The sequence below is a fragment of the Catalinimonas alkaloidigena genome (assembly GCF_029504655.1).
In the GTDB taxonomy this organism is placed as follows: domain Bacteria; phylum Bacteroidota; class Bacteroidia; order Cytophagales; family Cyclobacteriaceae; genus Catalinimonas; species Catalinimonas alkaloidigena.
Map to the genome: position 1 here is coordinate 5,994,947 of NZ_JAQFIL010000001.1, position 19,366 is coordinate 6,014,312.

Sequence of the window (19,366 nt, forward strand, 5' to 3'; positions counted from 1 at the left end):
ACTATGCACTACCTGGATGTTTACATACAATCAGTAAGGATCAAAAACAGAGTTCGGCTACAACCTTTAGCTGACCAGCATATTCCTCTACTTTTTGTGTCAGCATCCAGGAAGTCTCGCTTACAGTGGCCGGTGGGTACCATCTTCAAAGTAGATTTGGTATTAGTCAAAAAGGAGAAGATTAAGAATTTCTATCGCTTGAGAAAAGGACAGAAGCTGGAAAGAGCCATTGAGTACTTTGATCATAACCTACAGCTGCAGCAAAATGAATCTTCCAAACTAGAGCAAACATGAACAACCCTAGCATGAAATATATCTGGCTGGAAATCCTTCCTGAAACTGATACTGAAGGTAGGTATAATCCCAGGCTCCTTGCCTGCCATACCTGCAATGAATACGACTTCTTATTGGCATTGAACAAACTTTTGGAAGTTCATGATGTCAACATTTGCGAATTAGTCAATGAGTATGCCTGTGACAGTGTAGAGCATATGTTGAGCAATGACCTATTGAAAAGAGGTGCTTATATGCCTTTTACCAGTAATAAGCTTTCCCACCGTTACTACCTCACCAAGTTTATCACCTATGCAGCCTGGAAAGCCAAGGGCTTCTTACAAATCAATGATCAACAGGTGCGTAAAATCTACTTTTGAATGACAAAACTCTACGAAAAGGCAGCGGATTCGCTTTTCTCGCTTCCTCCTATTTTGATTGGATTCTTTGCCATCTTTGGTTATTTGATTTTTGAATCCCAAGCGCTGATCAGTGGCCTGCTCCCTGCTGAGATGGGTGATCTATCCAGGGAGGTTGCCGCTGGCTTTCTGGCGGTAGCCATACATCTGATGATTTTGCTCACTGCCACCAATAGTAAACTGGTAAGTCATGCATTTACTATTTTCTATGCATTTTGCTCCTATGGTATCACTGCCCTTTTCTTTGATGCCTTTGAATTTTCGGGTAAAAGTAACAGGGCTATCTTTTCAGCGCACCTATTTTCAGTCCTTATTGCCAGCATCAATTACCTGGTAGTATATCTTTTGGTAGGTAAGTATTATGAAGTAAAAGACAATCGCTCAGCAGTAGAAAAACTACAAGATGCTAACGAACTGCTTTCGCAAAGGGAGGAAACCATCCGACTTCTCAACGAAACGCTTACGTACAAGGAACGGCAGCTAACGAACTCCCAACAGGAAGCAACCAAGTCCAACGAGTCAGTTACCAAGCTCAACGAAGCATTACAAAGGGTGAACCAGGAATTTACAGAATCTAAGGAAGCAGCTACCACTTACTATCAGAAACTCAGCGAAGCCCAAGAACAGAAACAAAGCCTTGAAAAAGAACTCCACCAAACTCAACGAAGCTTAAAGGATAAGCAAGACAAAATATTCAGAGCATATGAGAAATTGTACTGCCCTCACTGTGAATCATCATTTACTAATGTAAATGCGCATAACGTCCATAAAAGAAATTGCAAATGAAAAAATCATCACTAGGAAGCTTACTATTTTGACTTCATTTTCCTATTTATCATAGCATTCGCTATTTGATACTTTCATAAGCCATTTGCAAATGATTCTCTGAAATTTGCTCTCGGGTTTTTGTTGCAAATTGTTCAGTAAAATAGAGAACCCGTCCATCATGTGAGTCTATTAAGCAGTATAGATATAAAGGATTAGTATATTGTACTACCCCAGTAGGTATAACAATCGGATATACAAACCCCTTTTTGTGATTAGTAATGATATCAATCGCATTCTTGTCATTTGATGATTGGTATTGATATCCATACATTTCTTTCAGACTTCCATCATTGATTACTGACTGTAAACTAGAAGTAATAACTTTGTCATAAAGTAATAAGCTTCTGTCTTGTAATTGCGGAGAACGATTAGAAATTTCTTTTTTAAACCTCGAGTTTTTGTCAATACCATTGTTGGTATAATCAAATAACTGATTTTTAAGATGTTGTATCATAAATGTCATTGATATCTCCGGTACATCAACTAAAGGTATTGCAGAACGAACTATGGCCTTCTTAGGTTTACCACCCCAAACAATCATAGCATATGAGGTAATATTATTAGGACCCAATGGGCCACCAATTTTACTGCTAGCATTACCCGTTCCAGTGCTCATTCTGTAATTAGCGACAGAAATTTTTTCTAAGATACAATACTCTGGATTTTTGCTTTTTTTTATTTGCTCTGCCCTTTCAGGACTTACAAATTCAAAACTCTGAGAGACATCCCATTCTCTTTCAATAACTGTTTTTAACATTGAGTTATACTTCGTAACGCTCTCTTTGTAAGATTTTAACTCATCTGGATTATCTTTTAGTTTTTTAAGTTCCTTGGTATCTTCCGTCTGAAGAACGACAGCTAAAGTTGTTTCGGATACCTTTTCAACGTATTTACCATTCATTGGAACGTACTGAGCAAACACCTTAAAATTGCTTACAACTATTGATAACAAAACGAATAAGAAGAACTTTTTCATTAATTGTGAATTTAGTATTACAGTGAAAAATGCAAATAAGTATTTAATTACTTTTATTTTTCATTAATCAATTCACAATAACATACCGTGTAATTTTTGGTGGATATAACCAGTGAGAATTAAGAGTAAGTACTCTACTATTAAATTTTAATTCCTATTTCAATCTTTTTACATTTTCCTTTTTCAAAACTAAGCTCCTAATCAACAACACCCCTCCCAATATTGCTCCTCCAATAAGCAATGGCTTAGGAATATCCCCAAAGCCTGCTGCCATGACTGAAGAATCTTCAATGCTGGGAGTATTTCGTACTCTATTGGCAATACGGGCTTCTCTGGCTTGCTGTACTGAATAAGTACTTCCGGAATTACTCCTTACTGAATCCCGAATGATCACTCCTTGCTCGTTGGTCATATAGCTTTTTGGTGCATAAGGATCATAATTTCGCAAACGAGGATCATAGTCACTGGATCTGTTGAGTGTTCCTAATTGCTGAAAATCATGTTGATCTATCATTGAATGTAGAGTTTGTAATTGGATGAATTAGTTGTCATTACGCTTAGCCATTTTCTTGAGAAGGACCAATCCCAAAAGCCCAGCCCCAATATAGATTGCTTTTTTGGAATCTATATCTCCAAACGCAGCCATCATAGGATTTGAGGTAGGTCTACCCCCTTCTACTTCTAATTGACTGTACTGCATCATTAGACTCAAGGTAGATGAATCACCATTGCTTTGCTGGTATTGAGCAATGATATTTTGCAGCTCAGTGTATTGAGTTTGGGTAAGTACAAAGCCTTGTTCCTCTACTTGTTTGGCAATTTCTTTAAACTCATTCAGATAATAGGTAGCCTGCATCCTTTGGCTATTTTCTTCCGGACTTTCTGCCCGGGTTGCCCTCTGTCCAGATTGTCCGGTAGTGACTTGTCGGGGAGCATTAGAATCATGCTCTACCCCACTTCTGCCTGTGGTCTTGGTCACTGTACTCGTGCTATTTCTACTTCCACCACTTGAAGAGGTACTACCACTAGCAGCATTTCTGCTGGAAGATGAACTATTGTTTGAACTTGTAGCAGGCGCAGAAGCAGTCCTATCCTGAGCCTGATTGACTACTTGGACTGCTCGGGAAGTAGCATTTCTCAAACGGTCCAGAAAGGAAGAACTGGTAGCACTTGACCTGCTGGTAGAAGAACTTCCGGAACGAGAGCTGTTGCTGGCAGAAGTTCTGCTTGTAGAACTACCAGCGGATCGGGCATTGGTATAGGCAGTGGACCTGGTAGTCCCTAGGTTATCCTGATTTTGATTGAACTCTAGCTGATCTATCATATGTACAATATTTACTGGGTTGTTGGTGGTTGCTCATGGTTGGAATAGGCTCATGGGCTAATCTTACGTTATTAACAAGCTAACTTTGTGTTATTCCAAGAGCTGCTCAACTCATAGTCAGCGATATCTTCCAGGCTTCGGGGAGAAAGGGAGTAGGTATTAAAAAAGGCGGAAACTATTTCAGAATCAAGCAGTTCGTATCTTTTTTGCTCAATACCTTGCACCCGCTTCATCTTCCTTTTCAGCGTGGCCTCACTAATTCCCAAACGGTCAGCCAACTCCTTTCTACTTACAAATCTTCGCAAATATATCCTCATCATGCTTTTATGGTTTTTGCTTTTTTTAAGAAATATAGAGAGCTCAAGCATTAAAAATTTGTCAAAATCCCCAAAAAGTCGACATGGTACACCTTAGTACTTCATAGTTGGTCAGGCAGTTGGATGAAAGCCAGAAAGCTCCCAGTTTTGGGACATAACAAGCCCAATACAGGTGCTATGAACAAGTCAAATTTTGCATTATTATCGGCAGGTTTGGTTGCTGCCGGAGGTTACTACCTCTACCAACTCAAAGCAACCGGAGAGGCACTGGAAACCGTCACTGACATCAAGCTCCATAGCCTAAGCATGGATCGTGCTGTACTCAAAGCCCATGTGAGGCTGATCAATAAAGGCACGACTACGCTTAGGATTGAAAACCCCAATGTGGAGGTGTTTTATGTCCTTCCTAAAGGAAGCCAAAAATCAATTCTAGTCACCAAACCTCAGGATCAAACCATAGTGGTAAAACCTGGCGGAAGTAGTGAATTTGACCTGTACCTGGAGACCTTATCCAAAGCAGAGTTACTCTCTATTGTCGGGCATAGCAAAGCTTTACAGCTGATCACCTCAGGCTTGACCTTCTTAATGAAGACTAAAGCTAAAGTGAACTACTTCATTCCTATTGAGGAAGAAGAACCCATAGTGCTCAAACTATTCAAATAGCTCATGCAGTCAGCCAAAAGACAAATTCTTCCCGGGACGCAGTACGATAAGTACTTTTCTAAAGCCAAAGGCCTAAGACAAATTATTGTCAAATCCGGAGGCAGTGTAGAGGAAACCGTAGCGCTTTGCAAAAAAGTAGTGGCGGAAACTTTATCAGAGACTAAAAAGATAGCTCCAGTTTTGAAGGGAGAGACTCATGAGCAAACTGCTAAAAACATATGGGAGTTTATTGTGACCTATGTCCAGTATCAGTTGGATAACCGGGCAGAAGATGTAGGGGCAGTAGAAAGAGTGAGAACTCCAGCCCGTACCTGGCATGACCGTAAGATGGGAGCAGACTGTGAGGACTATTCTATTTTCATTAGTTCAGTATTGACCAATCTGGGCATTCCACACTCTTTCAGGATTACCAAATACAATGGTAAATCCCACTGGCAGCATATCTATGTAGTGATTCCACAAGAAAATCAAGCAGGTTATATCACCTGTGATCCAGTGGTAGACTACCGCTTCAACTATGAGGTGCCCTATAGTCAGAAGAGAGATTATGAGATGCCTATTTCCTTAAGCAAAGCAGGTTTATCAGGCATATCCACTAACACCCTTTGCTGTGCGGCAGGCATTGATGCTGCTGAATTTAGTGATGATAATCATCTGGCAGGTTTGCCAGCAATGAGACTGCCTCTATATCCTAAAAGAACGCTTAGTGGGTTCAATGCAAGCATGCTGAAAGCATATGCTACGCCAAAAAACATAGCCATTACTGCAGGGGCAGGTATGCTGCTTTATCTCTATTTCAAAAGAAAATAATATTTCAATATGAGCAATATAGATCAATTAGAGTTTGCTACCAGCTTTTCAGGCTTGTCAGGTTCCTCCAAAGCTTCCCATGTGGCCGAGTGGTGGAAAATCATTTACCCTCAGGGGAATTATGCAACTCCGGAATCCCTGGCAGATCGTACCAAGTCAAGTTTGGAATATGTAAGCAGGCAAAAGCAGGCTGATCATCCACTGTATAAATATGCCGGATTATTGGCTAAAGGTTGGACTACGGCAAGAGCAGCCATTGTGGCTGATATCAAAGCCAATTGGGTTTATATCACAGGAAAATCAAGTAGTGCCCCTTTACCCAATGGAGGCAATGTACAAGCCACTTCTGCCCCTAATATGAATAGTGCTCCAGTGAATTCATCCAACTCCACTACATCCGTGCCTGCAGTACCTACAAGCACAGAGGTTGCAATTGCTGAAGAGGAAGGATTCAAGAAGTATCTCACTACTAAGAACATGATTATTGGTGGCGTGGCTACAGCAGCCATTCTCTATTTCGTGCTAAAATAATCACTCATGAGTATTGACAGTAAAGAATTTCAATCCTTAGGGAGAATAGCCAGATCTTCAGCGGACATTATCTCTGACATAGACGCTGAAATTGATACCTGGGCGAATAGCGAGGCAGCCAATAGCAATACCAACAGTGGTGGGAATTGGTTGGATACAGTTACCAAAGCCACCACCACAGCAGCTGATCTGTTTAGCAAGTATACCCAATCCAAAACGCCTACAGTAACCCAAAATCAGATACCCAGTTCTGCTACACCCTCATGGTTGCTGCCGGTGGGCCTGGGAGCAGCAGCGCTTATTCTCATCATCGCTTTTAACAGCAAGAAAAACTAATCATGCAAATACAACTATTATCAGGAATAACTGAGGCTAAAGGTTTGCGGGAATACAGCACCACTGCTGTAAACGCTGGTCCTAATCAAGTGAAGAGGTTAGGAGTACTCATCGGACTCAAAATAGATTGGAATAAAACTGCCGATAAATTGCGGTGGGGCTATTTGAAAACAGAGAGTCTTAGAGGCCGAGGGCTAAATGATAGGCAAATCAGCAATCTTAAAAGCAGACTTGCCCAAGCGGAAGCAGAGTACACTAAGCTGGGAGGTCATCGTAAAGACTTTGCTAAAGCCATTGTGGAAGGATTTGGTAACCGGGACCAGGCAGTGAAAGCGGCCGTCGCTACGGTGGATTATGATACACTTGGTGAGATCTCCATTAGAGCAGAAGAAAGAATACTGCTTACTTCACCCGCTCAACTACTTGCTGATCTTAAAGCTGGTATCAAAAGCTCTTTTTCAGGATTAGGCAATACAGAAAGCAATTCTAATGCGGATGCTTTTGCCAAAGCAGGAAGTACACTTTCCAAAATTTCAGAGATTGCTTCAGGAGTTTCAAGCATCACCGGATCTCTTGCTACCATCTCCCAAACAGAGGATAAGGTCAATGCCAGCATTGATGAAGCACCTGCTACACAACAAGCAGGCATGGGTTCCTGGATGGATACCCACAGAAAGAAACTTCTGGCAGGAGGAGCACTGCTGTTTGCGGGGCTTTTCATTACCCAGATGAAGCATGCCGATGGTGATCCGGGAAATAAATCTCGCCCAAGAACCAGAAACTCTGGTACTAAGAAAACTACCAAACCGAAGAAAAGACCAGTTAAGAAAAAGTCTACTTCCTCTTTAGGCATAATACCACTTCAATAATTCACTCAATCAAATATCTAAATCAATTCATTTCCATGAGAAAAAAGAGAAAAACCGCTGCTGTAGCTACCAGAAGTGCTAAGAAAATAGGCAGCCGTTTGGGCAATACCGCTCTTCTGTTGCTGCCTGCGATTGCGGGTGGTGCTGTGGGTGCCGGTATCGGACGTAACAGCTTTTTAGCTGGATTCGCTTTGCTGGCTTCGGCCAATCACTTCAAATGGCCGGAATGGACCAAAACCATGGCCGTAGGTATGGCAGTCAATGGGGTGTCAACCACCAAACCCGTTACAGAGTCGCAAAAGGTAGCAGAAGCAACTACAGATAGCGCTACTGTTTCAGGTTTCCTTCCTTCAGGTCTGATAGAGGACAACTTCAAAGAACGGGGAGAGCAATACTTGAAAAACATCATGCTCAATGCCTACATAGACAAAATTCCTATGGTCAATAAAATGGTAGGACTGGCAGGCATTGAATCAGAAAGCATGTTTGCTCCCAACAAATCCGCTAAGATCAACCTGAAGCCTCATCAGCGACAGGAACTTAATCGCCTGATTGCTGAGATGAGCAGTGTATCCGGTATTGATCAGACTGAATTTGCTGATCGCACTACTGAGCTCAGCAGTATGGGAAGCATTGATCAGTATGCTTTTGAAGAATCATCGGTTAGAGCCTTTGATCGCAGAAGAGCCTCATAAGTAAAAACTCAATCAATAATCAATTAACATCTAAATCAGAATCAAAAAAATGGGATTGCTAACTCAAATTAAAACCTCTCGTGAGCACTTCATTGAGCAAGCGAAAGCTTCACAAAACCCCGACATTAGAAAAATTGCTGAGGCGGTGGCTGCTGGTCGCTCCCGACTGGCTGACTTTGCTGCATACTCTATTGTAGATGGCAGCAGTAAAACCATGATCCGCTTCTTTGAATCTCAGGATAAAGAAGAGATCGGTATCAAGAACATTGCTACAGCACGATTAGAGAAGGGCGAAGTATTTATGGCAACGTCTATTGCCATTCTTGCCAAGACCAGTGTAGAGGCTACTTATGATGCGGAAGCCATGTCCAAACTCAAATTCGGTATGGTAGATGACATCCCTGGTCTTGCCAATGGTGAGTGGGAGTTTGAGGTGAACAACTCTATCATTGTTCCCAAATCTTCCATGCAGATGTTTGTGACTACGGGCTTCAATGTTCCGCTGGGAATTTGTCCGCTGACCAATCCAAAAATCCTGGAGGATAATGTGCCGCTGTCCTTGACCATAGAAACCAAGATTGCGCTTCCGGCCAAGACCGCTTTGAAAGCTATTCTTTACGGAACAGTCGCAGTACCTGCTTAATACTCTGGTAAAAAGGCGGATAAATACACCGTCTTTTTACCCTACTACAAATTCAATTATGCAACAAGAGCAATTAGAAAACTATAAAGTAGCCTATAAGACCTTCAAGTTTGCAGCTACTGAAGAGGGCCTTGCCAGGGAGGCCAATTTTGAGCTGGATAAAAACACAGTTTTTGTTACCGGCTTCCAGTTGGGTTCAGACAACAAAAGTAAGCTCAACTTTAGAGGATCACTGGGCCTGCGCATAGGAGGGGATACGCTATTGGAAAATGGCACACCCTGCCAGTTGTTTGTCTCTTCAGTAGGCGTAGCAGTAGAAAAGCGCTTCTTTCCGCTGGGAGAAGTTAAGCCAGGCAACTACAAAGTAGAGCTCAACTTCCAGGATGAAGACAATGCCATTGCTCCTTTTGAAGCTGGGTATACCGTCTATATCACTTTTGCCTATTTACTTCCGAAAGACAATTTGTAATGCTGAGACACAAAGTACTGCATAGAACCTTAGCCGGAGGCCAGGAAAAGGAAACTAAAAGAAGGTTGCTTGCCAAACGTATTCGGGTAGAAAGCAAAGGAGCTTACAAAGTGGCTACTATGGATATTGATGGCTGCAAAGTAGTGGGTGCTTACATTATTCCGATGGTTTACGTAGATCAGCCCATCAAGACATTTAGAAGATTCTATGGGGTAGGGGCAGCAGGGCAAAACTCAGCATCATTTATCAATTCACTTAATCAGGAACTGATCCAGAGTAAGATCGGACAGGTATCTGTGAGTGCAGGATTGAATGAGCATATCTATATCGCTCAACCGATAGAAGCAGGTTTACCACTGCTTTCCTATGGAGGTCTATCCGGTGGGTTTAAATCACCCTTGACAGTCTCAGTAACTGATCCTCAAACGGGAGCTGCTATGGACTATTATCTCTTTGAAAGTTTGAATGATAATTTGGGACAAACCACCATTGAAATCGCATAAAATGATACCCTTTTTAGGTGAACTATCGCTGCAATCCAGAGATACATCGGATCTCTTTTACCAACACCAGGTAGAAGCCGCTTTCATTACTAATGAAGTAGAAGATAATCAGCTCATGGATGTTCCCTGCATCAACGGTTTTGATACGGATACAAATCTGGATTATCCACTGGTGCAAAGCCTTCCCGATCTGGAAATGATACCGCTGGAACTGGAAGCAGGTAACCAGGAAGTAAAAATCATGTACCGGGATGCGGAGCAATTTGATGCTCAATACGAAGTCATTGTCTACCTCTTGATTGAAGAAGAATAAGATGGATGCTACACTACTCAAAGAACTCATTGCGCAGCGGATTACTGAAAAAGGCTATTCAGTCCAAAAGAGCCAGATTGTGTACCGGGATATTGCTCTACCAGCTAAAGCAACCAAATCATTCAATGCTTACAACCAATTATGGATGCTCATTGATGATGTTCCAGGAATCAAAATAGAAAGCAGCTATGGGATGTACAACCTCTCCAACATTGTAGCTGATGAACAGCAACACGAACACACCGACCAGATCACCATTGAAAACCTGACAACCCAAGCGACACAGGTCAAAATGTATCAGATCATTCTAAAAAAATGAAGTCACCACTACTAAACATTAAAAACTCATGACTACCCAGGAAAACCTTACCCTTCAAAAATATTCACATGTGGTGGAGGACATCATGAACAACCGCTCTACCTCTCAGATGCTAAGAAAAAACTACCTCATAGAAAATGGAGTGGAAAAAGTAGCCGAAGACACCATTTATGGATTGCGCCAGATGGTAGCAAAAAAGAAAGCTGAATTAAGACGCAAGGGGCTATCAGGGATTGATGCCCAGGATATTACCGCACCTAATACAGAAATAGCAGGAAACTTATCCGTGACCCATGGTGGTGGCTACAACGCTCAGCAACCCATGACCACATCTTCCACCGGTCCCACATACGCTGATGAAAGACCTGCGCCCAATTACATGCAGGCTCCTATCTCGGATATGCAGGCCCATGTGCAAAATGCTGAGCTAAGAGCGGAAATCCGCTTTTTAAAGCATCAACTCTCAAGTACTGAAAAAGAGCTTAGTAAGCTTCAAAATGAAGGACTGGGCAATACCAACCTAAATACCGAGCATATCTTTTTAAAACGAGATTTTTCCGACCTGCAAAAGCAATATGATGAGGCCAGAAAGAAGCTGGAAAGCTTAGAGCCTGAGTATGAAGATCTCAAAGAAGACGCTAAAACATGGGCCAAGCTGGAAAAAGCAGCAACGCTAATTACTTCTCAGCCGCAGATGTTCGTCTCGGTCTTATCAGCCATCAATCCGGTAGCAGGTAGAAATGCGGCCAGTGCTTTAGCTGGCATGTCGGGAGAACAACAACAATTGCCGGCAGGATCACAGACTGCTATGCAGATCGCTCAAGCCATAGACCAGGCTTTCAACCAGGATGAGCAACGACAGCTGGCCCAAATCATCAACCACTGTGCAAGCAGAAAAGAACTTGTCGCAGAGCTTGCCTATATGCTGCAACGCCGATTAGAAGAGATTGCCGCCAAAGCAGAAAAGCTTACTGCTGAAGGCTCAGAAAACGCTGAAATGATTTAGAGATCCTGAAAAGAGCCCCTGTGGGACAGCCCCTGTGGGACAGCCGCCACGGAGTGGTTCAGGATGACGGAAAAAACGAGTAAAAGTAAAAACAATGGCAGATTTTAAAATGGAAATCCTTGTAGATGCGAAAAGCAAGGAAGAAGCGCTCAAACTCAAAGGTATCATTCTGGAAATGTATCAGGATTATGGTACCGAAGGCTTAATGGGCTTGTACCAGTTGGGCAAAAGCCCGGCAGGAAAGATGTTCACGAGCAAGTTTAAAAAGAAGAAAAAGTAAGCCGCTATGCTCCCGCTCATCGCTTCACAATTGGCAACCAAAGACAATATGGATAGTCTGGGAGAGGCTTTATCTACTGTGGGTAAGATTGGACTGGGTATGCTGGTAGCAGGGGGAACCTTCATGCTTTTACGCTCTGGTTACCGTCAGCTGACAGCTGACTTACAGGACGATAAAGCCACTGAAATGGGCACCCCTGCTTATTATGCCGCCCAGATTGGTAAAGCCATTCATACCGGAGATGTGTGGTGGGGATGGCTGCAGGATGATGATGAAGAGTACCTCTACAACATCCTGCGGGAAATTCCTTCCGGAACATGGGAAGGCGTGGAGATTGCCTTTAGGCAGCTCTTCAACAATAAAAGCTTGACGAGCGAGCTCTTGCGTGCCCTTTCTACTTATGAGTACACTAAAGCACTTTCCATCATCAACAGCAAAAAGAGTAATGGCTAGATATAGACAAAAATTAACCTCTGGAAAAATCATCATGTATGCCGCTGGCGCCGGAGCTATTCTGGGTACAGGCTATGTGGGTTACAACTTCCTGCGAGACCTCAATTTTGGCTCAGGCAAGACTAGTGAAGATTTTCCTAATGGCAGTGGCTCTACTGCTCCTAACGGAAATAGCGGAGTAGTTGGACCGAATGCTACTTCTTCTTTGCCCAAACCCACCTATCATGATGCTTTTCCACTGGAAGTAGGAGACAGGAACTGGTATGTGCAGCAAATGCAGTTGGCCCTCATCAATCATGGAGGCAAAGCCAAAGACTTGATTGAACAGAGTGGAGGTGCTGATGGCGCTTTCGGTCAGGGTACTTTGGATGCATTGGTGGATGCCCGATACATTGGCGTTCTGGATCAGTATTTAGGAGCCAGAGTCACGGATGTCACCTATGAGCGAATCCTTAACAAAGGTTCGCTATCAGGACTTTCTGGTCTGGGCTATGCTCCTAAAGTGGCGATTACTACCCAACAGACCTTTATGATTAATGCTGACTCCATTAACCAGGCTGATCCCCAGGCCTATCCGGTACAACAGAGCATATTACTCGGCTACCTGATGGATGAAAGCAAAGGCTTATCCAAGATCCAAACCGAGCAAGGGGATATTTTCTATACCGTTTCTTCAGGCATTAAAGTAATCTAAATCATGAGCTTTGAAACAGCATATAACCATCTGATGCAATTTGAAGGCAATTATGCCCATGTAAAAGGAGATATGGGAGGCGAAACCTATAAAGGCATTGCTCGTCGCTATCATCCGCATTGGAGTGGATGGGCAACTATTGATGAATACAAAATTAAGCACGGACCACTTAAAAGGAATCATTACATCCCTGATCCGGAGCTGGACCAAAAAGTAAAAGCATTTTATCTGGCTAACTACTGGCATGAGATTTACTGCAGCAAAATCGCGGATGAACGAGTGGCCCACCTCATGTTTGACTTCTATGTGCATAGCGGTCATGTAGGCATGAAAATAGTCCAGCGTTGTGTGAATCAACTCTTAGACCGGGATGTACTCAAAATTGATGGTATTGTTGGTAAAATAACACTCAATTGGATCAATAAAATACCAGGAGAGTTACTCCATGATCTCATCAAAGAACGGAGGCGGGACTTCCTGGAAGGACTAGCTTCTCGGCCAGGTCAAAGTAAGTTTTTAAAAGGCTGGATGAGACGTGTTGATTCATTTCCTACCCTCACTGATGAAGCTGGATCATGGGTATAAAACAAATGCTTACCAGCCTCTTTTCAGGAGGACTCGCTGAAATCCGCCAATTGGTAGATGAAGTCACTACCAGCAAGGAAGAAAAACTCAGGCTGCAAAACGAGATTGATAAGATCTTTTATGGATTGCAGTCTCAGTTGTTTGAAGCAGATCTGAAGCGCTTTCAGGAATCTCATGAGACTTTCAGAAAAGACGGGCAAATGCAGAAGGTATATGCACTAACTTTTCTAATTGCTTATGTGGGTTTATCGGTCGTGATGCTTTTGATCATCACCCGCATGACTAACCTACAGGATTATGCGATATCACTGATATCCACCATCTGGGGAGGGATGTCGGTCAAAGTCAATACCATTACTGACTTCTTCTTTGGCTCTTCTTCGGGAAGTCAACACAAAGATGATAGAATCCTAAAAAAATAAGTTTACCGAATGAGTTTTACTGCCCAGCTATCAACTTACTCCAAAGTGAATTCTTTATTGCGAAAGCTAAGAAGCAAGGGCTATAGGATATTTGATCGGCCCCTGGAGTTAAACCTCATTGCTGAGCGTAGCAATACTGTGCGCTCAGAAGTCATGGATGATAGCCTGCATATGCTTTACAAGAATCTGGAAGATAAGTGGGTACTCAAAAGCTATCAGGTAACCACCGATCCAAGTGCCTACTACATTGACAACCCGATTGTACCGCAAGGCTATGGATTCATCAAAAAAGGACAATGGCTGAATGCTTATTCACTCGGCTATCATAAAGGAAGACCAGCACTCGTGCAGGTAAAACCCATTACAGTCATTAGAAACTATGCCTTGAAAGGCATTTTTAAAACCTATACTGGCACTGAAGAAACAGGAATCTTTGGCAATAACATCCATGATATGAAGGGTAGTATGATCAATGCCTCAGCAGGTTGTGTGGTCTTTGCCCAAGACAATGACTATCAACAGTTTTTAAACCAATGCCAGGTGCATCGGAATCGCTATGGCAATGCATTTACCTTAAGCCTGCTGGATTTTAGAGACAATAACAAGACCCGCAATACCATGATCGCGGCAAGTCTATTAGGTCTGGGAGGACTAGCAACCATACTTTTGAAAAAATGAAGAAAAGCGATAAAGTAAGTTTAATTAGTGGCCTTGCTGCCATTGCAGGGGTGTCTGTCCATGAATACCTAAAAAAGAAAAAGCTCATCAGTAAGCAGGTGAAGACTATCTATACAGTAACGCCTATCTCATTACTGTCAGCACTCATTGCCAATAGTGTAATCTCAGAAGATGCTCCCCGGACTTATGATGATTACTTGCAGGAGATAGCTCAAAAGAACGTCAGATAATGGAAAGATATGTACAGCTTAACCAAGGAGAAAACGGCACTTACTTCATAGGAGATAGTAAGACCGGAATCATCTATGCGGCTACCGGTCCATTGACTGAACTTAAGAAAAGATATCCTATTCAATTAGGTTTGGGTACACTGGGAATCATTCCAGTAATTGTAGGAGCGGTGGCCGCAGTAACACCTGCCGTGATTGGTGCGGTGAATGCTTCCAAGAACCGCAAAGCAGCTGAAAAGGAAGCTGCCCGACAACAGGATATGTTGCAGCAACAAGCCTATATGCAAACTTCAACTCAGGCCAACCAACAGCAAATGATGATGATGCTGGGAGGCTTAGGTTTAGCAGGACTCTTAATGTTTATGCTTCTTAAATAACACTCTTATGACAAATCAAGCTTATCACTACTCTTCTCAGCACAACCGTAACTACCAGCAACATGCAGAAAGGCAACAAAGACTCAAAGCGATTGAGTTTTCAGGAGAAGATGACTTCAAAATTAAAGCCTACACCAAATCAGAGTTAGCCGATATGTATGGCGTGCACGTCAATACCCTATCCAAATGGATAGACAGGCATTTACCTGCTTTTGAAGAATTGGGCTATACCAAAACCCTAAAGATGCTTGACCCTGCTATGATTAAGCTTTTCATCAGTATTTTTTCTACGCCGTAGTTGTAGTTAAAGTTATCCTTAGTTTAAATTCTATATTCAAAATGCTAAGAGTAACCCTAAACTTAATACTTTAGGCAAAGCTAATGAGGATTGGCATTGATTTGTATTATCATAATATTTTATTTTCAAACTTTTCGATATACAATGCTAGATGCAAATCAAAAAATAAGTTAATCTCTAGCTATCATAATTTTTTGAAAGCTATATCTTAGGATAAAATATGTAAAACTAGTAAATAAGTATCAATGGTTGTTGGCAAACATCAAAAACTCAATCATATTCATAAGTTTTAAATTATGACAAGTAAAAATCTCTAAATACGAGGATGGTACAGGCGACCACAATACAATTGGTTTCTTCAATGAATGGGCAAAATATTCGCTCACTATTGAAAGCGGAATGTTTCTAGACACATACGCAATTGTGGAATTGGAAGATGGGGAAGTCAAGAACATTAGGCCTAATCGACTCAAGTTCATTGACAATTTTTGATTGAGTATTGTAGGTAACGAGCTTCATAAGCAATACCAATCGAAAAGTGAAATATAGAAGAATCTAACATACTTTCTTTGGTAAAAAAAAGGGGGAAAGTAAGCTAAATCGTATATTCTGGAATAAAAAAAAGAGGTTTGTGTCTATCATATAGCAATTAAATAGGCCAATAAAATAAAGAAATCCATCTAATATGAGTAGTTACTTTTTCCTTGAAGCTGAAAAGAATGCGAAGAATGCAGTTCTAATTGATAAACTAAAAAATTTTTCAGAGTCAAATCAGACTTTGATATACGTTTTAGATAAACCATTAACTGATCAGAAATATTCATACAAGTATTCTGATGCATTAATCTTGCTTTCCTCGAGAAGAAAAATTGCCATTATCAATTATGGGAGCGAAGAAGATCAATATGAAGATTTTGTTGAAGACGTAATAGAAGATATTGGCTCAATTGCCGATAAATACCAATACAAAGAAGTTGTGGGCAGACCCCGTGTTTGGAGAAAATCCTTGTTGGAAACAGAAATATCAATTGATGACATTACTGATATAAATATTTTTTTTGACCACCTCGTAGTAATAGACGAAACTGATAATAAGAAGCTTGATTTACTTATTTCACTTTTTATTGGAAGCATCAATGATATAGACCGTGTAAAAGATACTATCCCTTCGACTCTTCTTGATAAAGTAAAACAAAAGATTCAGCTTTTCGATGGAGATCAAACTAGATTTATTTATCAGAATCCAGATAAAAAAAAGATTCGTATTCAAGGGTTGTCAGGTACAGGAAAAACCGAACTCCTTCTCCATAAGCTTAAAGACCTGTACATAAATGATATAGACTCAAAAATATTTTTTACCTGTCATAACAAAATTTTAGCTGATGATTTAAGAAAACGGATTCCTGATTTTTTCAACTTTATGAAAGTTGAACAACAAATTGAGTGGAATAGTAGACTTTGGTGTACTAATGCATGGGGCTCTAGTTCAAATTCTAATTCAGGTGCATATCGCTATATTTGTGCGTTTTACAACATACCTTTTTACAGGTTCTCATATCAAATGTCTTTTAGTAAGGCGTGTCAACTCGCGATCGATGACATTAAAGAAAAATACAACGATAACCTCCCTTTTGCTTTAACTTATATGTTCATTGATGAGAGTCAGGACTTTGATGATACATTTTTTGAACTATGTGATTTAGTTACTGAAAAGAATGTCTACATAGCGGGAGATATTTTTCAAAGCATATTTGAAGAGAACATTTCAAGCACTATAGAGCCTGACTTTTTATTAGGTAAATGTTATAGGACAGACCCAAAAACACTAATGTTTGCTCACGGTTTAGGAATGGGGCTTTTTGAAGAAACTAAACTAAGATGGTTAGAAGAAAAGGAATGGAAAGATTGCGGTTACAATGTAGCAATCAAAAATTCCAAATATCACCTTAGCAGAGAACCTTTGAAAAGGTTCGAAGATCTAGATGAAGATTTCGAAAGTATAAAGATTGTAGAAATCCAAAAGAATTTTTCTGATACTGTAATTGAGACGATAAATGAAATTAGACTACAAAATGAAACAGTCAAACCTGAAGACATTGGCATAATTCTCTTAGATAGTACTCGTGATATTTATCGTTTTGCAGATATAGTTGAAGTCAAAATTCAAAAAAAGTTTGGTTGGAATGTCAACAAAGCATATGAATCAAAAGAAAATAAGCCTGACACACTCCTTATAAGTAATCGGAACAATGTAAAAGGACTTGAGTTTCCATTTGTTATATGCGTCACGAAGAAAATAACGGATAGTCCTAGCTATAGAAATTCTCTCTATACTATGCTTACAAGATCATTCATCAAATCATTTTTTGTTACCCAACCAAGGACAATGTCAGGTCTAACAGAAGACATGTATAAAGGATTAAAACATATTGTTTTAAAAAAAGAGATGGTTATTCAAGAACCATCTGATGAAGAAAAGGAAATTATCCAAACCAGATTTAAGTATAGTCTAAAAAAGCTATCTCATTATGATTTAATGATGGAAATATTTAAAGAACTAAAAGTAGACAAAGATTATCAAGAAACTCTTTTACAAGCCACTCAACAAATGGATATGATTGAGAGCGATCAAAGCATTCTTAAAGCATTCGTAAGAGACAATCTGAAGTATTTAAAGGGAAAATAAATGAAACTAATCGAGAGAGAGATATTTCCGTTTAAAGAAAATGAGTTTTTTCAGCCTTTAAGAGATAAGATCGATTTTGCTCGAATTATTATCTATTCAGCAAGGTATCTTTTATTAAACTTCCCGACAGATGATATTGAGTGTAATTCAAAGATAAAACTTTGTATTGACAAAATGAGTCGCCTCTTCTTCTATAAAGAGAAAAGGTACTTTAGCGTTTCTTTCCCATTTTCAGTTCAAACTGATGGAACTGAAATAACTGACATGAGCACTTTATCAGGCAAATCAATTAATAGCAAATCGCTTTCAAGTGTCGTATCAATTTTAGAAGACCCTGCCTTTAAATTAAATCCTTCTCTCACTGATTATTACATAGATTCTGACACTGCCGAATCTATTGGTATAAGTATTTTAGAAGAAGTTTTTCAATCTGAGCCAGGCTATATTCGATATGATAATGATCCAGAAAATGAAGACGGAAAAATACACCCACTAAATCATTTAGATGTTAACTACTCTTCATACGGAACTTACAAAATTGGATTAGATAATGAAATTGAGACTGTATTTTTTGATGATATATTAAACATTAGGACAGATTGCTCATTTCTAAAATAAAATATCCCCACCAATAAACCTACTTACTAGCACCTATAAAATGATATTGTTTGAAAAACATATTTCAGAATCAATTGAGATTTTCATGGAGTCTTCTCCCTCAGGATCTTTAATTGCCATAACTGTCCTGTCCGTTAATACTAATCGTTTCTAATGTATTTTTGAAGTCTTCACATACTTATAAAGCGTAGGCTTAGAAATATTCATCATCTGGCAAATTTCTTTCACTGATATGTTGTCATCTTTGTATAACTGCATCAGGAGCTTTTGCTTATCTTTAGTCAAGGCCTTGGGTCTACCTCCCATTTTACCGCGGGAACGTGCGGCCTGCAAGCCAGCCATCGTTCTTTCACGGATCAGGTTGCGCTCAAATTCTGCCAATGCACCAAACATATGAAATACCAGTTTACCGGTAGAAGAACTTGTATCAATAGATTCTTGAAGACTTACTAACCCTATCCCTCTTTCTTCCAGGTATCCGGACCAGTTGATAAGGTCTTTGAGCGAACGGCCCAGACGATCCAATCTCCAAACTACCAATGAATCTCCTTCACGAAGTTGCTCTTTAACCTTTTCCAGACCAGGACGAAGTACAACAGATCCACTAATGGTATCAACTATGATTTTTTCACAACCTGCATTGGCAAGTGCATCTTTCTGAAGGTGTAAGTTTTGGTCTACAGTTGAGACTCTAGCGTATCCTATTTTCATGATCCAGGGGTAAATAAACCCTAATTTAGAGAAATTAACT

Annotated in this window: 31 protein-coding genes; 26 read left to right on the forward strand and 5 right to left on the reverse strand. The window is 40.5% G+C overall.

Annotated elements, in window-relative coordinates; translation table 11 throughout:
- Positions 1 to 3 precede the first annotated feature (3 nt).
- From OKW21_RS24190 to OKW21_RS24200, 3 genes are read left to right on the forward strand one after another with little or no spacing between them, the layout of a single operon-like run.
- Complete coding sequence (locus tag OKW21_RS24190) at positions 4 to 294, forward strand: hypothetical protein (RefSeq protein ID WP_277484533.1); 291 nt, start codon at positions 4 to 6, stop codon at positions 292 to 294.
- Positions 291 to 653: a hypothetical protein gene (locus tag OKW21_RS24195; RefSeq protein WP_277484535.1), complete on the forward strand. Its 363-nt coding sequence runs from the start codon at positions 291 to 293 to the stop codon at positions 651 to 653. The genes OKW21_RS24190 and OKW21_RS24195 overlap by 4 nt, the downstream gene beginning before the upstream one ends.
- Positions 654 to 1,478 (forward strand): hypothetical protein, encoded by an 825-nt coding sequence (locus tag OKW21_RS24200; RefSeq protein WP_277484537.1) that lies wholly within the window; start codon positions 654 to 656, stop codon positions 1,476 to 1,478. It abuts the gene before it with no gap.
- 61 nt (positions 1,479 to 1,539) lie between these two features.
- Here OKW21_RS24200 and OKW21_RS24205 read toward each other — a convergent pair whose 3' ends face one another.
- The 4 genes from OKW21_RS24205 to OKW21_RS24220 form a co-directional block, all read right to left on the reverse strand.
- Positions 1,540 to 2,496 carry a type 2 periplasmic-binding domain-containing protein gene (locus tag OKW21_RS24205; RefSeq protein ID WP_277484540.1) on the reverse strand — a complete coding sequence of 319 codons (957 nt, stop codon included), beginning with the start codon at positions 2,494 to 2,496 and terminating at the stop codon, positions 1,540 to 1,542.
- A gap of 154 nt (positions 2,497 to 2,650) precedes the next feature.
- Positions 2,651 to 3,010 carry a hypothetical protein gene (locus tag OKW21_RS24210; protein ID WP_277484541.1) on the reverse strand — a complete coding sequence of 120 codons (360 nt, stop codon included), beginning with the start codon at positions 3,008 to 3,010 and terminating at the stop codon, positions 2,651 to 2,653.
- 27 nt (positions 3,011 to 3,037) lie between these two features.
- Positions 3,038 to 3,820 carry a hypothetical protein gene (locus tag OKW21_RS24215; RefSeq protein WP_277484544.1) on the reverse strand — a complete coding sequence of 261 codons (783 nt, stop codon included), beginning with the start codon at positions 3,818 to 3,820 and terminating at the stop codon, positions 3,038 to 3,040.
- Between the two features lie 71 nt (positions 3,821 to 3,891).
- On the reverse strand, positions 3,892 to 4,188 hold the full coding sequence (locus tag OKW21_RS24220; RefSeq protein WP_277484547.1) for a helix-turn-helix domain-containing protein: 297 nt from the start codon (positions 4,186 to 4,188) through the stop codon (positions 3,892 to 3,894).
- A gap of 126 nt (positions 4,189 to 4,314) precedes the next feature.
- On the opposite strand from OKW21_RS24220, the gene OKW21_RS24225 reads away from it, so the two are divergent.
- The 23 genes from OKW21_RS24225 to OKW21_RS24335 all read left to right on the forward strand — a co-directional run bounded on the left by OKW21_RS24225 (position 4,315) and on the right by OKW21_RS24335 (position 18,615).
- Positions 4,315 to 4,800 (forward strand): hypothetical protein, encoded by a 486-nt coding sequence (locus OKW21_RS24225; RefSeq protein WP_277484552.1) that lies wholly within the window; start codon positions 4,315 to 4,317, stop codon positions 4,798 to 4,800.
- A gap of 3 nt (positions 4,801 to 4,803) precedes the next feature.
- On the forward strand, positions 4,804 to 5,610 hold the full coding sequence (locus OKW21_RS24230) for a transglutaminase-like domain-containing protein (RefSeq protein WP_277484555.1): 807 nt from the start codon (positions 4,804 to 4,806) through the stop codon (positions 5,608 to 5,610).
- A gap of 9 nt (positions 5,611 to 5,619) precedes the next feature.
- The gene (locus OKW21_RS24235; RefSeq protein WP_277484557.1) at positions 5,620 to 6,141 is read left to right on the forward strand and encodes a hypothetical protein; all 522 of its coding nucleotides are present in this window, start codon (positions 5,620 to 5,622) and stop codon (positions 6,139 to 6,141) included.
- Positions 6,142 to 6,147: 6 nt separating this feature from the next.
- On the forward strand, positions 6,148 to 6,477 hold the full coding sequence (locus OKW21_RS24240; RefSeq protein ID WP_277484560.1) for a hypothetical protein: 330 nt from the start codon (positions 6,148 to 6,150) through the stop codon (positions 6,475 to 6,477).
- Positions 6,478 to 6,479: 2 nt separating this feature from the next.
- Positions 6,480 to 7,346, forward strand: a complete 867-nt coding sequence (locus OKW21_RS24245) for a hypothetical protein (protein ID WP_277484562.1) — start codon at positions 6,480 to 6,482, stop codon at positions 7,344 to 7,346.
- Positions 7,347 to 7,381: 35 nt separating this feature from the next.
- Positions 7,382 to 8,041, forward strand: a complete 660-nt coding sequence (locus OKW21_RS24250) for a hypothetical protein (protein ID WP_277484565.1) — start codon at positions 7,382 to 7,384, stop codon at positions 8,039 to 8,041.
- A gap of 49 nt (positions 8,042 to 8,090) precedes the next feature.
- Positions 8,091 to 8,684: a hypothetical protein gene (locus OKW21_RS24255; RefSeq protein ID WP_277484567.1), complete on the forward strand. Its 594-nt coding sequence runs from the start codon at positions 8,091 to 8,093 to the stop codon at positions 8,682 to 8,684.
- 58 nt (positions 8,685 to 8,742) lie between these two features.
- Entirely contained in the window at positions 8,743 to 9,153 is a 411-nt protein-coding gene (locus tag OKW21_RS24260) for a hypothetical protein (protein WP_277484570.1), read from the forward strand.
- Complete coding sequence (locus tag OKW21_RS24265; protein ID WP_277484572.1) at positions 9,153 to 9,656, forward strand: hypothetical protein; 504 nt, start codon at positions 9,153 to 9,155, stop codon at positions 9,654 to 9,656. The genes OKW21_RS24260 and OKW21_RS24265 overlap by 1 nt, the downstream gene beginning before the upstream one ends.
- Position 9,657: 1 nt before the next feature.
- Positions 9,658 to 9,969: a hypothetical protein gene (locus OKW21_RS24270; RefSeq protein ID WP_277484573.1), complete on the forward strand. Its 312-nt coding sequence runs from the start codon at positions 9,658 to 9,660 to the stop codon at positions 9,967 to 9,969.
- Positions 9,956 to 10,288 (forward strand): hypothetical protein, encoded by a 333-nt coding sequence (locus tag OKW21_RS24275; RefSeq protein ID WP_277484575.1) that lies wholly within the window; start codon positions 9,956 to 9,958, stop codon positions 10,286 to 10,288. The genes OKW21_RS24270 and OKW21_RS24275 overlap by 14 nt, the downstream gene beginning before the upstream one ends.
- A 28-nt stretch (positions 10,289 to 10,316) precedes the next feature.
- Positions 10,317 to 11,294, forward strand: a complete 978-nt coding sequence (locus tag OKW21_RS24280) for a hypothetical protein (protein WP_277484577.1) — start codon at positions 10,317 to 10,319, stop codon at positions 11,292 to 11,294.
- A 94-nt stretch (positions 11,295 to 11,388) separates the two neighbouring features.
- The gene (locus tag OKW21_RS24285) at positions 11,389 to 11,574 is read left to right on the forward strand and encodes a hypothetical protein (protein WP_277484578.1); all 186 of its coding nucleotides are present in this window, start codon (positions 11,389 to 11,391) and stop codon (positions 11,572 to 11,574) included.
- A 6-nt stretch (positions 11,575 to 11,580) separates the two neighbouring features.
- A complete protein-coding gene (locus OKW21_RS24290; RefSeq protein WP_277484580.1) occupies positions 11,581 to 12,027 on the forward strand; it encodes a hypothetical protein in 447 nt (148 codons plus the stop codon).
- Complete coding sequence (locus tag OKW21_RS24295; protein WP_277484586.1) at positions 12,020 to 12,721, forward strand: hypothetical protein; 702 nt, start codon at positions 12,020 to 12,022, stop codon at positions 12,719 to 12,721. The genes OKW21_RS24290 and OKW21_RS24295 overlap by 8 nt, the downstream gene beginning before the upstream one ends.
- A gap of 3 nt (positions 12,722 to 12,724) precedes the next feature.
- Positions 12,725 to 13,306 (forward strand): glycoside hydrolase family 108 protein, encoded by a 582-nt coding sequence (locus tag OKW21_RS24300; RefSeq protein WP_277484588.1) that lies wholly within the window; start codon positions 12,725 to 12,727, stop codon positions 13,304 to 13,306.
- On the forward strand, positions 13,297 to 13,728 hold the full coding sequence (locus tag OKW21_RS24305; RefSeq protein ID WP_277484590.1) for a hypothetical protein: 432 nt from the start codon (positions 13,297 to 13,299) through the stop codon (positions 13,726 to 13,728). Before OKW21_RS24300 ends, OKW21_RS24305 begins: the two co-directional genes overlap by 10 nt.
- Positions 13,729 to 13,785: 57 nt before the next feature.
- The gene (locus OKW21_RS24310; RefSeq protein WP_277484594.1) at positions 13,786 to 14,406 is read left to right on the forward strand and encodes a hypothetical protein; all 621 of its coding nucleotides are present in this window, start codon (positions 13,786 to 13,788) and stop codon (positions 14,404 to 14,406) included.
- Complete coding sequence (locus OKW21_RS24315; RefSeq protein ID WP_277484597.1) at positions 14,403 to 14,636, forward strand: hypothetical protein; 234 nt, start codon at positions 14,403 to 14,405, stop codon at positions 14,634 to 14,636. The genes OKW21_RS24310 and OKW21_RS24315 overlap by 4 nt, the downstream gene beginning before the upstream one ends.
- Positions 14,636 to 15,013: a hypothetical protein gene (locus OKW21_RS24320; RefSeq protein ID WP_277484599.1), complete on the forward strand. Its 378-nt coding sequence runs from the start codon at positions 14,636 to 14,638 to the stop codon at positions 15,011 to 15,013. Before OKW21_RS24315 ends, OKW21_RS24320 begins: the two co-directional genes overlap by 1 nt.
- A gap of 7 nt (positions 15,014 to 15,020) precedes the next feature.
- Positions 15,021 to 15,311, forward strand: coding sequence for a hypothetical protein (locus OKW21_RS24325; RefSeq protein WP_277484602.1), 291 nt, complete (start codon positions 15,021 to 15,023; stop codon positions 15,309 to 15,311).
- A gap of 685 nt (positions 15,312 to 15,996) precedes the next feature.
- Positions 15,997 to 17,997, forward strand: a complete 2,001-nt coding sequence (locus tag OKW21_RS24330) for an STM2767 family DEAD/DEAH box helicase (RefSeq protein ID WP_277484604.1) — start codon at positions 15,997 to 15,999, stop codon at positions 17,995 to 17,997.
- The gene (locus tag OKW21_RS24335) at positions 17,998 to 18,615 is read left to right on the forward strand and encodes an STM2766 family helicase-associated protein (protein ID WP_277484606.1); all 618 of its coding nucleotides are present in this window, start codon (positions 17,998 to 18,000) and stop codon (positions 18,613 to 18,615) included.
- A 150-nt stretch (positions 18,616 to 18,765) separates the two neighbouring features.
- Here the strand turns inward: OKW21_RS24335 and OKW21_RS24340 are convergent, their stop codons facing one another.
- Entirely contained in the window at positions 18,766 to 19,326 is a 561-nt protein-coding gene (locus tag OKW21_RS24340) for a recombinase family protein (RefSeq protein ID WP_277484608.1), read from the reverse strand.
- Positions 19,327 to 19,366: the final 40 nt, after the last annotated feature.

Bases quoted from the DNA above. Each gene is read 5' to 3' on its own strand.
- OKW21_RS24210 (WP_277484541.1), bottom strand. From the start codon at position 3,010: ATGATAGATCAACATGATTTTCAGCAATTAGGAACACTCAACAGATCC.
- OKW21_RS24295 (WP_277484586.1), top strand. From the start codon at position 12,020: ATGGCTAGATATAGACAAAAATTAACCTCTGGAAAAATCATCATGTAT.
- OKW21_RS24280 (WP_277484577.1), top strand. From the start codon at position 10,317: ATGACTACCCAGGAAAACCTTACCCTTCAAAAATATTCACATGTGGTG.
- OKW21_RS24235 (WP_277484557.1), top strand. From the start codon at position 5,620: ATGAGCAATATAGATCAATTAGAGTTTGCTACCAGCTTTTCAGGCTTG.
- OKW21_RS24205 (WP_277484540.1), bottom strand. From the start codon at position 2,496: ATGAAAAAGTTCTTCTTATTCGTTTTGTTATCAATAGTTGTAAGCAAT.
- OKW21_RS24305 (WP_277484590.1), top strand. From the start codon at position 13,297: ATGGGTATAAAACAAATGCTTACCAGCCTCTTTTCAGGAGGACTCGCT.
- OKW21_RS24255 (WP_277484567.1), top strand. From the start codon at position 8,091: ATGGGATTGCTAACTCAAATTAAAACCTCTCGTGAGCACTTCATTGAG.
- OKW21_RS24220 (WP_277484547.1), bottom strand. From the start codon at position 4,188: ATGCTTGAGCTCTCTATATTTCTTAAAAAAAGCAAAAACCATAAAAGC.
- OKW21_RS24265 (WP_277484572.1), top strand. From the start codon at position 9,153: ATGCTGAGACACAAAGTACTGCATAGAACCTTAGCCGGAGGCCAGGAA.
- OKW21_RS24215 (WP_277484544.1), bottom strand. From the start codon at position 3,820: ATGATAGATCAGCTAGAGTTCAATCAAAATCAGGATAACCTAGGGACT.
- OKW21_RS24285 (WP_277484578.1), top strand. From the start codon at position 11,389: ATGGCAGATTTTAAAATGGAAATCCTTGTAGATGCGAAAAGCAAGGAA.
- OKW21_RS24250 (WP_277484565.1), top strand. From the start codon at position 7,382: ATGAGAAAAAAGAGAAAAACCGCTGCTGTAGCTACCAGAAGTGCTAAG.
- OKW21_RS24230 (WP_277484555.1), top strand. From the start codon at position 4,804: ATGCAGTCAGCCAAAAGACAAATTCTTCCCGGGACGCAGTACGATAAG.
- OKW21_RS24290 (WP_277484580.1), top strand. From the start codon at position 11,581: ATGCTCCCGCTCATCGCTTCACAATTGGCAACCAAAGACAATATGGAT.
- OKW21_RS24330 (WP_277484604.1), top strand. From the start codon at position 15,997: ATGAGTAGTTACTTTTTCCTTGAAGCTGAAAAGAATGCGAAGAATGCA.
- OKW21_RS24225 (WP_277484552.1), top strand. From the start codon at position 4,315: ATGAACAAGTCAAATTTTGCATTATTATCGGCAGGTTTGGTTGCTGCC.
- OKW21_RS24325 (WP_277484602.1), top strand. From the start codon at position 15,021: ATGACAAATCAAGCTTATCACTACTCTTCTCAGCACAACCGTAACTAC.
- OKW21_RS24300 (WP_277484588.1), top strand. From the start codon at position 12,725: ATGAGCTTTGAAACAGCATATAACCATCTGATGCAATTTGAAGGCAAT.
- OKW21_RS24320 (WP_277484599.1), top strand. From the start codon at position 14,636: ATGGAAAGATATGTACAGCTTAACCAAGGAGAAAACGGCACTTACTTC.
- OKW21_RS24240 (WP_277484560.1), top strand. From the start codon at position 6,148: ATGAGTATTGACAGTAAAGAATTTCAATCCTTAGGGAGAATAGCCAGA.
- OKW21_RS24190 (WP_277484533.1), top strand. From the start codon at position 4: ATGCACTACCTGGATGTTTACATACAATCAGTAAGGATCAAAAACAGA.
- OKW21_RS24200 (WP_277484537.1), top strand. From the start codon at position 654: ATGACAAAACTCTACGAAAAGGCAGCGGATTCGCTTTTCTCGCTTCCT.
- OKW21_RS24335 (WP_277484606.1), top strand. From the start codon at position 17,998: ATGAAACTAATCGAGAGAGAGATATTTCCGTTTAAAGAAAATGAGTTT.
- OKW21_RS24195 (WP_277484535.1), top strand. From the start codon at position 291: ATGAACAACCCTAGCATGAAATATATCTGGCTGGAAATCCTTCCTGAA.
- OKW21_RS24245 (WP_277484562.1), top strand. From the start codon at position 6,480: ATGCAAATACAACTATTATCAGGAATAACTGAGGCTAAAGGTTTGCGG.
- OKW21_RS24260 (WP_277484570.1), top strand. From the start codon at position 8,743: ATGCAACAAGAGCAATTAGAAAACTATAAAGTAGCCTATAAGACCTTC.
- OKW21_RS24340 (WP_277484608.1), bottom strand. From the start codon at position 19,326: ATGAAAATAGGATACGCTAGAGTCTCAACTGTAGACCAAAACTTACAC.
- OKW21_RS24315 (WP_277484597.1), top strand. From the start codon at position 14,403: ATGAAGAAAAGCGATAAAGTAAGTTTAATTAGTGGCCTTGCTGCCATT.
- OKW21_RS24270 (WP_277484573.1), top strand. From the start codon at position 9,658: ATGATACCCTTTTTAGGTGAACTATCGCTGCAATCCAGAGATACATCG.